Genomic DNA, 15948 nt, shown 5'->3' on the forward strand with positions numbered 1-15948 from the left:
TGCAGGATAGAAACATGATCAAAGCCCGGTTCGCCGGGCTTTTTTCGTGCCCGCATTAAATTTCTTGCCCGCATGCCTTTCTTCCTCCGCAAAAACCCATAAAACTCGTTCGAATATATCCGAAACAGGAACGGAGAGGCTGGATGAGAGCTTTTTGGGCGGGTGCGTTTGCGGTGGCCATGCTTGCGAGCACGGTTTCAATTGGTCGCGCAAATGACGCGGAACCCCAATGGCGATATTCCTCCAGCCTGCTTGGCGAGCCCAAATATCCTGCTGATTTCAAGCACTACGACTATGTGAATCCCGATGCGCCGAAAGGCGGCACGCTGAACATGGTCGCCGTTGGCACCTTCGACAGTCTCAATCCGTTTGTGGTGCAGGGGGTCGCAGCCGCTGGCCTGTCCGATTTCGGCGGCGGTCTTCTCTACGACACGCTGATGACGGATTCGCTCGATCAGGGATCGACGCAATACCCGCTCATTGCTGAAGCCCTGCAATATCCCGATGATTTCTCCTGGGTTAAGTTCAAGCTCAATCCAAAAGCGAAATGGCACGATGGCCAGCCGATCACCGTCGATGACGTGATCTGGTCGTTCGATGTGCTGAAGAAGCAGTCGCCGATGTACAACAAATATTATGGCGACGTGGAGAAGGCGGAAAAGACTGGCGAACATGAGGTGAAATTCACCTTCAGCCAAAAGGGCAATCGCGAATTGCCGCAGATTCTGGGACAGCTTGCCGTTCTGCCCAAGCACTGGTGGGAAGGCAAGGATGCACAGGGCAAGCAGCGCGACATTACCCGTCCGACGCTTGAAATCCCGCTCGGCTCTTCCGCCTACAAGATCGACAGCATGACGCCCGGACGCTCCATCACCTGGGCGCGCGTCGATGACTATTGGGGCAAGGATTTGGGCGTCAATGTCGGGCGCAATAATTTCGACCGCCTGCGCTACGAGTACTATTTCAACGAGGATGCAACCTGGGAAGCCTTCAAGAAGGGCGGACAGTACGATTATCGCAACGAGAATCGTGCCCAGCGCTGGGCTGAACAGTATAATTTTCCAGCCGTGCAGCGCGGCGATGTCGTAAAGGCTTCGTTCCCTTATCACGCCGTCGGACGTATGCAGGGCTATTTCCTGAACACGCGCCGCGACAAGTTCAAAGACCCGAAAGTCCGTCAGGCGCTGACCTACGCCTTCGACTTCGAATCGATGAACCGCCTGCTGTTCTTCAATCAGTACAAGCGCATCAACAGCTATTTCGCAGGCAACGAACTGGAATTGAGCGGCCCGCCGACGCCCGAGGAACAGGCCATTCTGGAAACGGTGAAGGATTCGCTTCCTGCTGATGCACTGACGAAGGAATTCAAGCTGCCGGTCTATGACACACCGCAGGCCACCCGCGAAAATCTGCGCACCGCGCTGAAACTCTTTTCGGAAGCCGGCTGGACAGTGCAGGGCAACAAGCTCGTCGATGCCAAGGGCAATCCGTTCACCATCGAATTTCTCGGCAAGGATCCGACGGACGAGCGTATTTACAATCCGTTCGCCGCAAGCCTGCGCAAGATCGGCATCAACGCGACCGTGCGTATCGTCGACACGGCGCAATATCAGGCCCGCGTCAATGATTTCGACTATGATGTGGTCACCTCAATCATCCCGCAAACTGCCTCACCCGGCAATGAGCAGCGCGACATGTGGGGCTCGAAGGCCGCCGACTTCAAAGGCAGCCGCAACTATGCCGGTATCAAGAACCCAGCCATCGACAAGCTGATCGACCATGTCATCTATGCCAAGGATCGTGAAGAGCTGGTCGCCTCGACCCATGCGCTCGACCGGGCACTTTTGTGGAACTATTACGTCATCTCGCAATGGTATGATGACAAGATCAAAGTGGCCTATTGGAATAAATTCGGAATGCCTGAAAAGCAGCCGGACTATCTTGGGATTGACCCGTTCTCCTGGTGGATAGACCCTGCGAAGGAAGCCAAGCTCAAAACCGGCAGTGAATGAGGGCGGAGCGAGAATGACAATCCTTCGCATGAACCGCCGCCATTTTCTGGGGTTTTCGGGAAGTGCCGCCGTTGCAGCCTTCCTGCCGCCAAGGGCTTTTGCCGACATTCCGACAGGCAAAGCGCTGCATGGGCTTTCGACTTTCGGTGACCTGAAATACGGTCCCGATTTCTCCCATTTCGACTATGCCAGTCCCGAAGCACCGAAGGGCGGCACGTTCAATTTCGCGCCGTCGAGCTGGGTCTGGAACCAGAATACCGACACGTTCAATACGCTCAATACCTTCACGTTCAAGGGTGATGCGCCGCCGCGCATGGAGCTGACCTTCGATACGCTGATGGCTTCGGCGCTGGATGAGCCGGATTCTGTCTATGGTCTCATCGCGGAAAGTGCGACGCTTTCGAAAGATCGCCGCAGTTGCACTTTCAAGCTTCGCAAGGAGGCGCGTTTTCACGACGGCTCGCCTATTGAGGCGAAAGACGTGCTGTTCACCTATGCGACCATCAAGCAGAAAGGCCATCCAACGCTGCGCCAGTATCTGGCAGGCGTCGAAAAGGTGGAGGCAACCGGCAGCCGAGAAGTGCGCATGCGCTTCGTCGAAGGGCGCGGACCGAACGCCATCCTTGATGCCGTGGCCGTGCCGATCCTGTCGGAAAGCTGGTTCAAAGATCGCGATTTCGAAGCCACGACCATGGAGCCGGTGCTGGGCTCAGGCGCTTACAAGGTCGGCAATTTCGCCGCCGGTCAGTTCATCGAGTATGAGCGCGTTGAGGATTATTGGGCGAAAGATCTGCCGGTGCAGAAGGGCTTCAATCATTTCGACCGCATCCGTATCGAGTTTTTCCGCGACCGCCAGCCGCAATTCGAAGCCTTCAAGAAAGGCAGTATCGACTACCGCGAGGAGACCGTCTCCAAGAACTGGGCGACGGCCTATGACTTCCCGGCCATCCAGCAGGGAAAGGTCATCAAGCGCACTTTTCCGAAAGAGAAGCGCCCGCTGATGCAGGCATGGGCGCTGAACCAGCGCCGCGAACGGTTCCGCGATCCGCGCGTGCGCGAAGCAATTGCGCTCTGCTTCGACTTCGAATGGACGAATGAGAACCTTTTCTACAAGGTCTATGCCCGCTCGCAGTCGTGCTTCAACGGATCAGATTTTCAGGCGAGCGGCATGCCGACGCCCGATGAACTGAAAGTTCTTGAACGTTATCGCGGAAAACTGCCGGATGCGGTTTTCAGTGAAGCCGTGCTAATGCCGGTATCGGACGGAACAGGCCGCGACCGCGCGCAGTTCGCGCAGGCCATCAAGCTGTTGGAGGAAGCGGGTTTCGAGCGCAAGAACGGCCAGTTCCACGACAAAGACGGGTCGAAATTCGCGCTGGAGATTCTTTCCAATTCCGAAGCCTTCACCCGGGTCTACAATCCTTATGTGCAGAAGTTGCGCGCCATCGGCATTGACGCCAGCCTGCGGCTTGTCGATGCAAGCCAGTATCAGGTACGGATGCAGGACTTCCAGTTCGACATGGTGGGTATGGCGTTGCAGTTTAGCCCCACGCCGACGCAGGAATCGCTTGCCGGGATGTTTGGTTCCGAATCGGCCAAGGTGCCGGGCAGCTATAATCTTCCCGGTACGGAAGACCCGTTGATCGATGCGCTGATTGCAGATATCGGCAAGGTTTCGACGCGCGAAGAACTCGTCGCCACGATGCAGGTGCTCGATCGGTACTTGCGTATCCGGCGCGACTGGATTCCAAATTGGACGACAGCGAATCATCTCGCGGCCTATTGGGACCGGTTCGGTTTCAAGGAGCCGAAGCCCGATTATGGCTTTCCCGTCGAGACGCTGTGGTGGATCAAGGCCTGATTTCGCGAAACCGAAACCGGTTTTCGAAATCACGCTCTATAATGAAAAGGCAGAAGCTGTTGGCAAGCCATAAGATAAACCTGAACCTGCGGAGAAAACCGGGCTGATGGGCGCATATATTCTCCGCCGTCTGCTTCTGATGATTCCGACGATACTCGGCATCATGGCTATTTCCTTCGCTGTGGTTCAGTTCGCCCCGGGCGGTCCGGTCGAGCGCGTGATTGCGCAGCTTTCAGGCCAGGGCGGCGACGCTCTCGACCGCCTTTCCGGCGGTGGTGGCGATTTCGGGCAAAGTGCCGTCGACAGCGGCTCGGTCAATTCCAAATATCGCGGCGCGCAGGGGCTCGACCCGCAATTCATTGCCGATCTGGAAAAGCAGTTCGGTTTCGACAAGCCGCCGCTGGAACGGTTCGGCCAGATGCTGTGGAACTATCTGCGCTTCGATTTCGGCCGCAGCTATTTTCGCGATATCAGCGTGATCGACCTCATCAAGGAAAAGATGCCGGTTTCAATCTCGCTCGGCCTGTGGCTGACTTTTCTGTCCTACATGATTTCGATTCCGCTCGGCATTCGCAAGGCGATCAAGGATGGTTCGCGCTTCGACACCTGGACCAGTGCCGTCATCATCGTCGGTTACGCCATCCCAAGCTTCCTGTTTGCGATCCTGCTGATCGTGCTGTTTGCGGGCGGCTCGTTCTTCGACTGGTTCCCGCTGCGTGGCCTCACCTCTCCCGATTTCGCGCAAATGTCGTTCTGGGGCAAGATCGGCGACTATCTGTGGCATATGGTGCTGCCGGTGACTGCACTCGTGCTTTCCGCCTTCGCCACAACGACGTTGCTGACCAAGAATTCGTTTCTGGAAGAAATCCGCAAGCAATATGTAACCACGGCGCGCGCCAAAGGGCTGACCGAGAATCAGGTTCTCTATCGGCACGTCTTCCGCAATGCGATGCTGATCGTGATCGCCGGTTTTCCGGGCGCCTTCATCTCGGCCTTCTTCACCGGTTCGCTTTTGATCGAAACCATCTTCTCGCTCGACGGGCTTGGACTGCTGGGCTACCAGTCGGTCATCAACCGCGATTATCCGGTAGTCTTCGCCAATCTCTTCATCTTCTCGCTGATCGGCCTTCTGGTCGGCCTTTTGTCCGACCTCACCTATACGTGGATCGATCCGCGCATCGACTTCGACCGGAGGGACGTGTGATGACCGACACCACCCTCACCCCAACCGCAAAGCCGGTAAAACGTCCGTTTCTTTCACCACTCAACAAGCGCCGCTGGCAGAACTTCAAGGCCAACAAGCGCGGTTACTGGTCGCTGTGGATCTTCCTGTTCCTGCTCATCGCAGCGCTTTGTTCCGAGTTCATCGCAAATGACCGGCCCATTCTCGTTTCCTACAAGGGCGAGTTGCTGATGCCGGTTTTCGTGGATTATCCGGAAGAGAAATTCGGCGGCTTTTATGCCGTCACCGACTATCGCGACCCGGTGATACAGGATGAAATCAACAACAATGGCTGGGCCATCTGGCCACCGATCCGCTATTCCTACAACACCGTGAACAACGAGATACCGGAAGCCGCGCCTTCCAAACCGTTCTGGCTCTATTCAGCGGAAGAGCGCTGCCAGCGCTATCCGCAAGGCGTGAGCGATCCCAATTGTCGCTTCGGCAATTTCAATCTGCTCGGCACCGACGATCAGGCGCGCGATGTATTCGCACGCGCACTCTACGGCTTCCGTATTTCGGTGCTGTTCGGCCTGATTCTCACCTTCTTCTCCGCTATCATCGGTGTGACAGCAGGTGCGGTTCAGGGTTATTTCGGCGGCTGGGTCGATCTTCTGTTCCAGCGCTTCATCGAAATCTGGTCCTCGATCCCGGTTCTCTACCTGTTGCTGATTATCGCGGCGATATTGCCGCCCGGCTTCTGGGTGCTTCTGGGCATCATGTTGTTGTTTTCATGGGTGGCTTTCGTCGGCGTCGTGCGCGCGGAATTTCTGCGAGCGCGAAACTTCGAATATGTGAACGCGGCGCGTGCGCTCGGCGTGAAGAACGGCACCATCATGTGGCGGCATCTCCTGCCCAACGCCATGGTCGCGACACTGACTTTCCTGCCTTTCATCCTGAACGGCTCGATCACCACCCTCACCTCGCTCGACTTCCTCGGTTTCGGCCTGCCGCCCGGTTCAGCTTCGCTGGGCGAACTGCTCGCACAAGGCAAGAATAACCTGCAGGCACCCTGGCTCGGCATTACCGGCTTTGTGGTCATCTCGCTGATGCTGTCGCTTCTGATCTTCATCGGTGAGGCAACACGCGACGCCTTCGATCCGCGAAAGGCATTTCAATGAGTGGGCCAATGAGCGGGTCAATGATCGAATCAGGGAACAATATCCTGCTGTCCGTTCGCGATCTGTCCGTCGCATTCCGCCAGAATGGCGAGGAACGCATTTCCGTCGACCGCGTATCCTTCGACATTGCCGAAGGCGAAACGGTCGCCCTTGTCGGCGAATCGGGATCAGGCAAATCCGTCTCGGCCCTGTCCATCCTGAAGCTGCTGCCTTATCCGTCTGCCAGCCATCCTTCCGGAGAAATTCTTTTCAATGGCAAGGATTTGATGAAGGCTTCGGAGCCGGAACTGCGCCGTGTGCGCGGCAACGACATCACGATGATCTTTCAGGAGCCGATGACATCGCTCAATCCGCTGCACAGTGTGGAGAGGCAGATCGGTGAAATCCTGAAAATGCATCAAGGCATGGGGGAGCAGGCCGCACGGGCGCGGACGCTGGAACTTCTGAACGAAGTCGGCATTCGCGAACCGGAAAAGCGCCTGTCGGCCTTCCCGCACCAGCTTTCCGGCGGCCAGCGCCAGCGCGTCATGATCGCCATGGCGCTTGCCAACAAGCCGAAGCTGCTGATTGCCGACGAACCGACCACAGCGCTCGATGTCACCGTGCAGGCCCAAATCTTGAAGCTGCTGGCCGAGCTTAAAGCTGCACAGGGCATGTCGATGCTCTTCATCACCCACGACCTCGGCATTGTGCGCAAGATCGCCGACAAGGTCTGCGTGATGAGCAAGGGCAAGATCGTCGAGGCCGGGCCGACCAAAGAGATTTTCGAAAACCCGCAGCATCCCTACACCAAGCACCTGCTTGCGGCTGAACCGAAGGGCGAGCCGCCTGCCGCCGATCCAGCAGCAAAAACGGTGATGGAAGGCAAGGATATCCGTGTCTGGTTCCCGATCAAGAAGGGGTTCATGCGCAAGACCGTCGACCATGTGAAGGCGGTGGACGGCATCGACGTAAACTTACGCGCCGGACAGACGCTCGGCGTCGTCGGCGAATCGGGTTCCGGCAAGACGACGCTTGGCCTCGCACTGTCGCGCATGATTTCATCCAAGGGCGAGATCAGGTTCGACGGGCGCGATATAGCTAAGTTCAGCTTCAAAGATATGCGCCCGCTGCGCCGCGAGATGCAAATCGTGTTTCAGGACCCATTCGGCTCGCTCTCTCCGCGCATGACCATCGCGGACATCATCGCCGAAGGGCTTCTGGTGCATGAGCCTAAACTGTCGGCAGACGAACGCGATGCGCGTGTTGTTGCCGCGCTCAACGAGGTCAATCTCGATCCGGAAACCCGCTTCCGCTATCCGCACGAATTTTCAGGTGGCCAGCGCCAGCGCGTCGCCATTGCACGTGCCATGGTGCTGAACCCGAAATTTGTTATGCTGGACGAACCGACCTCCGCGCTCGATATGAGCGTGCAGGCGCAGGTGGTCGATCTGTTACGCGCATTGCAGAAGAAGCATGATCTCGCCTATCTTTTCATCAGCCACGATCTGAAAGTGGTGCGGGCGCTGGCAAATGACGTGCTGGTGATGCGCAACGGCAAGGCAGTCGAATATGGCGCGGCGAAGGATGTTTTCGCCAACCCGCAGACCGACTATACCAAGGCGTTGATGGCGGCGGCCTTCCGGATGGAGGCAACAGAGGGAGGAGCACGACAATGAGCGAAACCAAGGGCAACATCCTTTTGGCGATCACCGACTGGGACCCTGAAATCTGGCTGAAGACGTTTCGGGATCACGCGCCGGATCGTCCGGTGGTGACGGATCGCACGGAAAAAGATCCGTCCGTCAAATATGCGCTTGTCTGGAAGCAGAAGCCGGGCTCGCTTGAGAACCTGCCCAATCTGAAGGTGATCTTCTCGCTGGGCGCAGGCGTCGATCATGTCTTCCGCGATGACCGGATTCCCGATGTACCACTGGTGCGCATCATCTCCGACGATCTCACCATGCGCATGACAGAATATGTCGTCTGGCAGGTGCTGGATCATCACCGCCTCGGACAGCGCTATCGCAAGCAGCAGCAGAATCACGTCTGGCATGAGGATCGCCGCCAGCCTGCTGCTCATGAAGTCACTGTCGGCATCATGGGCCTCGGCGTGCTGGGTCGCGACGCGGCTGAAAAGCTGAAGTTGCTCGGCTTCAACGTCACCGGCTGGAGCCGTCGCCCGCAAGAGATCGATGGCGTGCAGACCTATCACGGCAAGGACGGCTTTGGGAAATTCCTCAAGACGGCTGACATCTTCGTCTGTCTGCTGCCGCTGACGCCCGACACAAAGGGCATCCTCTCCATGTCGATGTTCGCGCAATTGAAGAGCGACGGGCCTCTCGGCGCGCCGGTGCTGATCAATGCCGGACGAGGCGGTCTGCAGAACGAGGCCGATATTCTGGCCGCACTCGACCGCGGGCTTCTTTCGGCAGCTTCGCTTGACGTGTTCACGCAGGAACCATTGCCGACCAGCAGCCCGCTCTGGGATCATCCGCGCGTGACGATCACTCCACACGCGGCGGCAAGCTCATCTGCAACCGCTCTTGTGCCGCAGATCATCCGGCAGATCGAAGCCTTCGAGCGGGACGGGACGCTGGAGCATATTGTAGATCGCAGCACGCAATATTAGGCAGCAATCCCAATTGCTCCATCCTCGCCGACCGTCACCCGATGGCCGGCAAGTTGCTTTTGCGCCTCGCGGTCGAATTCAACGGCGATGGGTACGTCATGCCCCATTTCACGAGCCACGATGAGGCCAAGGAGCAGGATCGCATCCGGTTCATGCAGGACAATGGCCGCAGGCGCATGACCGCTATGGACCAACTCCAGAAGAACGGCTGCTGCCGATGACGACCCGATGGTTCCGGGCAGGCACAACACACACCCGGCGATGCTCTGCCCATGTTCTGGATGGCGCACATCGGCAATCCGCCCGCTCTTCGGATCGACACCGCCCCAGAAGCTAATCGGCGCGGAGAGAACCAGCGCCTCAGCATCTGCCCCTTTTCCTGCAACGAGTACGGTGCTTTCCCCGATGCTCATGCCGCCTGCCTCCCGAAAACCGGTTTGCCCGCAACCGCGCTTTCCACGCATTCTTCCAACGAACCGTAAAGCACGCCATAGCCGGTGTTGCCAGGTGCATAATGCGCGAACTTGCCGGAATTCGTCATAAGGATGGCATCATCCTTAGCTGGCAAAATTGGTGTAACAACCACGCATGTGTCGGCGACAATCACGACGCCTGCTTTTTCAAGCGCCTGCCTGCGTCCGTCTTTCTCCAGCTCAACCAGTGCATGACGGCCCGTGCAGGCATAAAGCGGCACCGCGAGCTTGCGTTCCGCTATGGCGCGCTCCAGACGGTCGAATTCGGTTATCGAAAGATGCGGACTGCCAATGGCAACCGCATCGATATGATCGACCTGCTCGACTGTCGAAAGACGCTTGCGCGTCGCCTCGATCATTTCTCGTGTGACGCGGATGACGCCTTCCGGCTTCTGGTGCTGCAAAGCCGTTTCAAGATCGGGCGCTTCGGGCGTGACACCAGCAACATGGAACAGACCGACTGCTCCAACCGATGCCGATGCCGCGCCGAAAGCCTTGAGATCGTCTTCATCGGGATGGACGGGACTGCCTGCAACGACACCGATATTCGTGCCAACACTGCGACCAAACAGATTGCCGAGAATGGGCCAGGCCACTTCCGAAGACAGGAACGCCGGGTCCAGCCCTGAAATATCGATCACCACCGTAGCGCGACGGTTTTCGCTGCGATGCAGACCATAATCGGGCGCGCGGCCAGCAATCGCACAGGCAATATCGAGGAAATCGCCATAACGATTGGTACGCGCACCCAGAACCGAATTGCAGAACACGACTGCATTGGATTCACCCCAGGCGACATCTGTGCCCTTTGCTGGCCTGTGTCCCGCCTGATACGGAGCGCAGGTCCAGGTCGGCTCGCAGCCAAGCTTGATATAGGCGCGCATCATGCGCTTGGCCATATCAGCTTCGTGAGCCGGCAAAAGATGACGCGAGCAGCCCGTCAGATCGATAGAGCCGACATTGAGCGTCGAGCGGACTTTGACCTTTGCACCACCCTCAACCAGCTTTTCTGCGAAAAGCGTTCCGCTATCGCCGTGATAAAGCGCACCGTCAATATGTGCCGATGCAACCGGAATAAGGCGCGGCGCGCCCATCAGCCTTGCTGTTTCGGCGACAATGCGCATGGCCATCGCAGCGCCTTCTCCCTGTTCCCCGGCGGCTATCGACCGCTCTTCATGGGTTAGTGTCGATGCCATGCTCAGCCCTTCTTGCGTGCCTTATAACGAATGGTTTCGAAGCGAACATTCAAGGCGTTGTAAAGCAGCAGACGGCCCACCAAGGGTTCGCCGATACCGGTGATGAGCTTAATAACTTCCATCGCCTGCAGGCTGCCGATCACGCCCGGCAGGACGCCCAGCACACCGGCTTCGGCGCAGGTCGGCACTGTTCCAGGTGGCGGCGCTTCTGGAAAGAGATCGCGATAAGATGGGTTCTGCGTGCCATCCGGTCCAGTCGTATAGGGCATCAGCACGGTGACCGTGCCATCGAAACGGCCCATAGCACCGGTCACGAGCGGGCGTCCCACCCTTGCAGCAGCATCGGCCAGAATATAGCGCGTGGTGAAATTGTCCGAACCATCCACCAGAACGTCATAATTGCCGATCAACGCTTCTACGTTACCGGCATCGAGGCGAAACTGGTGTCCTTCGACCGTCACATGCGGATTGATACGGGCAATGGTGGCAAGCGCGCTTTCCACCTTTGGCTGGCCCACACTTTCCGTATCGTGAATGACCTGCCGTTGCAGGTTCGATAGCGAAACAGTGTCGTCATCGACAATGCCGAGCGTACCGACACCGGCAGCTGCCAGATATTGCAGCACAGGCGCGCCAAGACCGCCTGCGCCGACGATCAGCACGCGGGCGGCCTTCAGCTTCTGCTGGCCCGGACCACCGATTTCTGGCAGCACGATATGGCGCGCATAGCGTTCAAGTTCTTCGGACGAAAATGGTCTGGATGGTGCATTCATACCCCCGAACATATGCCTCTCCCAAGGCGCTGTCAGCGGATATTTTGCCTCACGGCGCGATCCATAAAATGGAACCGGTTCTCGGATCAGGCATCAGACAGTCTGGTGAGATGACCGGCAGAGACGTTAAAGAATTGCGCTTCCCCTTCGAGCGCTTCGAAAAGCGCACGATCCGTGCCGGTCATGAAGGCCTGTCCGCCAAGCTCATCAAGGATGCCGAAGAGCGCCGCGCGGCGCCCCGTATCGAGATGTGCGGCGATTTCGTCGAGCAGGAGAATCGGAGCCATGCCCGAAAGCTCGGCCGTCAGTCGGGCATGGGCAAGCACGAGACCAATCAAAAGCGCCTTTTGTTCGCCCGTGGAACAGAGCGCGGCTGGCATGGACTTGGGTCTGTGCTGGACGATCAGATCGGTGCGATGCGGGCCTTCAAGCGTGCGGCCTGCCACTCGGTCTCGCGCACGGCCATCGCGCAGGGTACGGCGGAAATCTTCTTCAAGATCGAGCGCCGCCTCGACATTGATTCTCTGCTCCAGCGCCCCTTCCAGAAAGCAATCTGCCTTTGGAAACGGCCCTTCGGCGGGCAGGCGTTCAATCATCGCCGCAATCAGGCGCATGGCTTCGGCGCGGGCAGCGGCAATGGCTGTGCCCAGTTCCGCCATCTGGCTTTCGATCGCATCCAGCCATTGGTCGTCATTACTGCCATCGTTCAGCAAGCGGTTGCGGCTGCGCATCGCTTTTTCGTAATCGAGCACACGCTTGCCGTGGGCGGTATCGATAGCAAGCACCATGCGGTCGAGGAAACGCCGGCGATCAGAAGCGCCTCCGGTGAAAAGCCCATCCATCGACGGCACCACCCAAAGGATGCGCGCATAGTCGAGCATGTCGTCACCGGAACCCGCAATACCGTTGATACGAACCTTGCGCCCCCCCTCGCCGCCGCCTGCTGTGCCGGTGCCGACTTCCGCTTCGCCGTAAATCATACAGTCGAGCGCCGCATGAATAGCAAAGCCATCAAGCGAGTTGGTGCGGGCAACATCGTCATAAGCAGCGCGGCGCAGGCCGCGTCCCGGCGACAGAAAGGAAATTGCTTCGATCAGATTGGTCTTGCCGGAACCATTTTCACCAGTCAGCACGACATGGCCGGGCCCAAGCGGCAGTGACAGTTCCGCATAATTGCGGAAATTCACAAGCTTGAGCCGCCGGATCGATACACGGGCCGGGCGGCTTTGATTAGGCTCAGGCGTATTCACTTTTCTGTTCTTTAAACACGCATAGGCATCAGCACGTACAACACGTCTTCATCGCCGGTGTCGCGCACCAGCGTCGGCGAACCTGCATCGGCCAGCATGAAGACCGCGTCCGAACCCGAAAGCTGGCTCGTAATGTCGAGCAGGTATTTCGAGTTGAACCCGATATCGAGCGGATCGGCGTCATAGTCCGCCGCAAGCTCGTCAGTTGCGCTGCCGGAATCGGGATTGTTGACAGTGAGCGTCAGCTGGCCATCGGCGATCGAAAGCTTGACCGCGCGGCCACGTTCGCTCGAAATGGTCGAAACGCGATCCACGGAGGCCGCAAACTCCTGGCGTCCGATGGTGAGCTTCTTGTCGTTGCCAGACGGAATCACGCGCTGGTAATCCGGGAAGGTTCCGTCGATCAGCTTCGAGGTGAGGACCACCGATCCAACCGTGAAGCGAATCTTGGCGTCTGACAGTTCAACAGTAACGACCACATCCGGCACATCGACCAGCTTCTGCAGTTCGGCAACCGTTTTGCGCGGGATGATAATGCCCGGCATGCCTTCCGTGCCGGACGGTGCTTCCAGTTCGGCGCGCGCCAGACGGTGACCGTCGGTCGCGACAGCGCGCAGCTTCAGGGCGCCGTCGCTTTCGATGGCGTGAAAGAAAATGCCATTAAGGTAATAGCGGGTTTCTTCCGTCGAAATCGCAAACTGCGTGCGGTCAATGAGACGCTTCAGAGCCTGCGCCTCGATCCGGAAGGAATGGGTAAATGCACCAGCGGTCAGTTCCGGGAAATCGGACTGCGGCAGGCACTGGAGGCGGAAAGACGACTTGCCGGAAATGACCGAAATGGAACCACCATCCGGATTGGTCGACAGCATGACTTCAGCGCCATCCGGCAGCTTGCGGACGATGTCATAAAGAAGATGTGCCGGAACCGTCGTAGCGCCTGCCTGTTCCACCATGGCGGCTGTCGCTTCGTTGACCTCAAGATCAAGGTCGGTCGCCTTGAGTGCGAGGCTTGCGCCCTCGGCCTGCAAAAGCACATTCGACAGGATAGGTATCGTGTTGCGACGCTCCACGACGCGATGGACGTGGTTGAGAGATTTGAGAAGGTTCGATCGCTCTAGGGTAACACGCATGTTCAAACGCACTCGCTCGCTGGGACAGGACAACTGCATCTGACGGGCAGGCAGGCGGCCCCTGTCGATAAGGCGCCGGGGGCGCCAGAAGGTCCGTTAAAGTGGCAGATTTTTAAGGAGAAAAGCAAGCCCGCGCCATGTCGGAAAGCGACAGGGCCCGGGCTTTTTGTTGATAACCGCGATTGATGGCGGGGAAGCTACTGTAATCAGGCCGCCTGATCGTTGATGAGGCGCTTCAGAAGCTCCAGTTCCTGCGCCAGCTTGGTGTCGGCGCCCACCAGATCTTCGATCTTGCGCACGGCGTGCAGCACGGTCGTATGATCGCGTCCGCCGAAGCGGCGGCCGATTTCCGGCAGAGAGCGCGGCGTCATCATCTTGGCGAGATACATTGCCACCTGACGCGGCTTGACGATGGTGCGCGTGCGGCGGTTCGACAGCAGGTCCTGCTTCGAGACATTGTAGTGACGCGCCACGATGCGCTGGATTTCCTCGATGCGGATACGCTTCGGTTCGCCAACGCGGGTCAGATGACCGAGCAGCTCATCGACGCGGTCGATGGAGATGTTCGGCTCGAAGGACTGACGGAACAGAAGCTGGTTGAAAGCACCTTCCAGTTCGCGGCCCGATCCGGTGACCGTGCGGGCAACGTGGGAGAGAATCTCTTCACCAATGTTCAGGCTCGAATCTTCTGCCTGCGCGACGGCGAGACGGCGGCGCAGCATCTCGACACGCATGTCGTAATCAGGGGCCGCCACTTCGAGCGCAACGCCACCCTGAAGACGCGAACGAACACGCACATCGAGCGATTCCAGTTCGGACGGCGCACGGTCGGCAGCGACAACGACCTGTTTGGCGCTGTCGAGCAGTGTATTCAGGAGATGGCAGAACTCGTGCTGGATCGACTTGCCCTGCAGGAACTGCATGTCGTCGATGACGAGGAGGTCGATATCGCGCAGCTGTTCCTTGAAGGACAGCGCATTGTTGTCGCGGATCGCGGTGGCAAAGCGCCACATGAAATACTCAGCCGTCAGATAGACAACGCGGGCCTTTTCCTGCCGCTGGAGCGCGGCGGCGGCGATTGCCTGCAGAAGGTGCGTCTTGCCGAGACCGACGGAAGCATGGATGAAAAGCGGATTGAAACGCACCGCGCTGGAACCGGCTTCAGCAATGGTGCGAGCGGCGGCAAGGGCCACGCGATTCGATGCGCCATCGACAAAGCTGTCGAACGTATAGCGCGGGTCGAGCGGTGAACCCAGAACGGAACCCGAAGCCGATTCTGCAACGACTGCGGAACCGCGCTTTTCACCGAGCGACTGCCCAACTGGAAACACCATCTTTTCGCGCGGAGCCACAGCAGGCTTGGTTTCAACTGCTTCGCAGGCTTCCACTGGAGCTGCGCTGCGCACCACGCGGCTTACACCGCGAACCACGACTTCAACTTTCAGGATTTGCGGGTTTTCTTCCTGCCACAGTTCGGTCAGCAGTTCGGAATAGTGATTGTTGATCCAGGAGCGCAAAAATGCTGTCGGAACCGACAGGCGGACAATGCTCTTGGAGATATCGTCGAGTTTCAGACGACCGAACCAGCTGGAATAAATCTCGGTGCCAACGCGGGCTTTCAGCTTTGCCGTGAGGCGCTCGAAAACCTCGTCGCCTGCATTGCCGCTCAACTCGACCAGGCTCTTTTCATTTCCGGTAGCAGAAGATCCATGGATACGGTTCGCATGTGCATCATCACCCATCGTTGCCGTCGATTTGCCGGTCATCATTGCCATCGTCTCGCCTGCCTTCACATTCGTACGCGCCGTTTTTTGGCGCTTGTCATTTTTTCCTGTCCGAACCGCGGATTTTTTATCCGTCTGGCCTGGCAGGTACTCACTCATAAAGCCCGGCTCTACAGCTCTGGGCCAAACACAAACTCAAACGGTCCCATCAGGACCAACACCCGGATACTCCTTCCCGGCGACCTTTTTACGACTCACAACACTTTTACCGGAGGCTGATTGCCCGGAAAGAAATCCGCCACAACCATTCAATTGTCGGGGACATGCCTAAAACGGCATTCCGGTTAACGAACGGTAAGCAAACAACCATGAGGAACAGGACCTTACGACCAGAATATAACACCCGCGGGCTGTGATGCCCACGCCGACAAACTCGCTATTTGATGCTAACTCCGGGCCGGTGGCCCACCCCTCTTATGCCCTGACTTTAGCGAAGCCTCGCAGCAAAGGGCAAGCCTCAGAAAGCCACATTTTTTTGCTGAAAGCCCTTGCAGGGGGACTCGACAAAAGTAGGG

12 protein-coding genes are annotated in these 15948 nt (G+C 58.0%); 6 read left to right on the forward strand and 6 right to left on the reverse strand.

Features of this window, described 5'->3' with window-relative positions; genetic code table 11:
- The first annotated feature begins 143 nt into the window (after positions 1–143).
- The 6 genes from AC1RHM_RS18025 to AC1RHM_RS18050 all read left to right on the forward strand — a co-directional run bounded on the left by AC1RHM_RS18025 (position 144) and on the right by AC1RHM_RS18050 (position 8827).
- The gene (locus AC1RHM_RS18025) at positions 144–2012 is read left to right on the forward strand and encodes an extracellular solute-binding protein (RefSeq protein WP_010657821.1); all 1869 of its coding nucleotides are present in this window, start codon (positions 144–146) and stop codon (positions 2010–2012) included.
- A gap of 13 nt (positions 2013–2025) precedes the next feature.
- Positions 2026–3873 (forward strand): extracellular solute-binding protein, encoded by a 1848-nt coding sequence (locus tag AC1RHM_RS18030; RefSeq protein ID WP_010657820.1) that lies wholly within the window; start codon positions 2026–2028, stop codon positions 3871–3873.
- A 106-nt stretch (positions 3874–3979) separates the two neighbouring features.
- Positions 3980–5077: a microcin C ABC transporter permease YejB gene (locus AC1RHM_RS18035; RefSeq protein ID WP_010657819.1), complete on the forward strand. Its 1098-nt coding sequence runs from the start codon at positions 3980–3982 to the stop codon at positions 5075–5077.
- Positions 5077–6216 (forward strand): ABC transporter permease, encoded by a 1140-nt coding sequence (locus tag AC1RHM_RS18040; RefSeq protein ID WP_010657818.1) that lies wholly within the window; start codon positions 5077–5079, stop codon positions 6214–6216. The genes AC1RHM_RS18035 and AC1RHM_RS18040 overlap by 1 nt, the downstream gene beginning before the upstream one ends.
- Positions 6213–7874 (forward strand): ABC transporter ATP-binding protein, encoded by a 1662-nt coding sequence (locus AC1RHM_RS18045; protein ID WP_050897417.1) that lies wholly within the window; start codon positions 6213–6215, stop codon positions 7872–7874. Before AC1RHM_RS18040 ends, AC1RHM_RS18045 begins: the two co-directional genes overlap by 4 nt.
- The gene (locus AC1RHM_RS18050) at positions 7871–8827 is read left to right on the forward strand and encodes a 2-hydroxyacid dehydrogenase (protein ID WP_010657816.1); all 957 of its coding nucleotides are present in this window, start codon (positions 7871–7873) and stop codon (positions 8825–8827) included. Before AC1RHM_RS18045 ends, AC1RHM_RS18050 begins: the two co-directional genes overlap by 4 nt.
- On the opposite strand, the gene AC1RHM_RS18055 is transcribed toward AC1RHM_RS18050, so the two are convergent.
- The 6 genes from AC1RHM_RS18055 to dnaA all read right to left on the reverse strand — a co-directional run bounded on the left by AC1RHM_RS18055 (position 8824) and on the right by dnaA (position 15418).
- Positions 8824–9240, reverse strand: coding sequence for an aconitase X swivel domain-containing protein (locus AC1RHM_RS18055; RefSeq protein WP_010657815.1), 417 nt, complete (start codon positions 9238–9240; stop codon positions 8824–8826). The two genes, AC1RHM_RS18050 and AC1RHM_RS18055, sit on opposite strands and share 4 nt — an antisense overlap.
- On the reverse strand, positions 9237–10496 hold the full coding sequence (locus AC1RHM_RS18060) for an aconitase X (RefSeq protein WP_029375828.1): 1260 nt from the start codon (positions 10494–10496) through the stop codon (positions 9237–9239). The genes AC1RHM_RS18055 and AC1RHM_RS18060 overlap by 4 nt, the downstream gene beginning before the upstream one ends.
- 2 nt (positions 10497–10498) lie before the next feature.
- Complete coding sequence (locus AC1RHM_RS18065) at positions 10499–11281, reverse strand: molybdopterin-synthase adenylyltransferase MoeB (RefSeq protein ID WP_010657813.1); 783 nt, start codon at positions 11279–11281, stop codon at positions 10499–10501.
- A 74-nt stretch (positions 11282–11355) separates the two neighbouring features.
- Complete coding sequence (gene recF, locus AC1RHM_RS18070) at positions 11356–12519, reverse strand: DNA replication/repair protein RecF (RefSeq protein ID WP_010657812.1); 1164 nt, start codon at positions 12517–12519, stop codon at positions 11356–11358.
- A gap of 11 nt (positions 12520–12530) precedes the next feature.
- Positions 12531–13649: a DNA polymerase III subunit beta gene (gene dnaN / locus AC1RHM_RS18075; protein ID WP_010657811.1), complete on the reverse strand. Its 1119-nt coding sequence runs from the start codon at positions 13647–13649 to the stop codon at positions 12531–12533.
- A 206-nt stretch (positions 13650–13855) separates the two neighbouring features.
- On the reverse strand, positions 13856–15418 hold the full coding sequence (gene dnaA / locus AC1RHM_RS18080) for a chromosomal replication initiator protein DnaA (RefSeq protein WP_011982245.1): 1563 nt from the start codon (positions 15416–15418) through the stop codon (positions 13856–13858).
- Positions 15419–15948 lie beyond the last annotated feature (530 nt).

The sequence above is a fragment of the Brucella sp. GW823-FHT04E01 genome, from assembly GCF_058796175.1.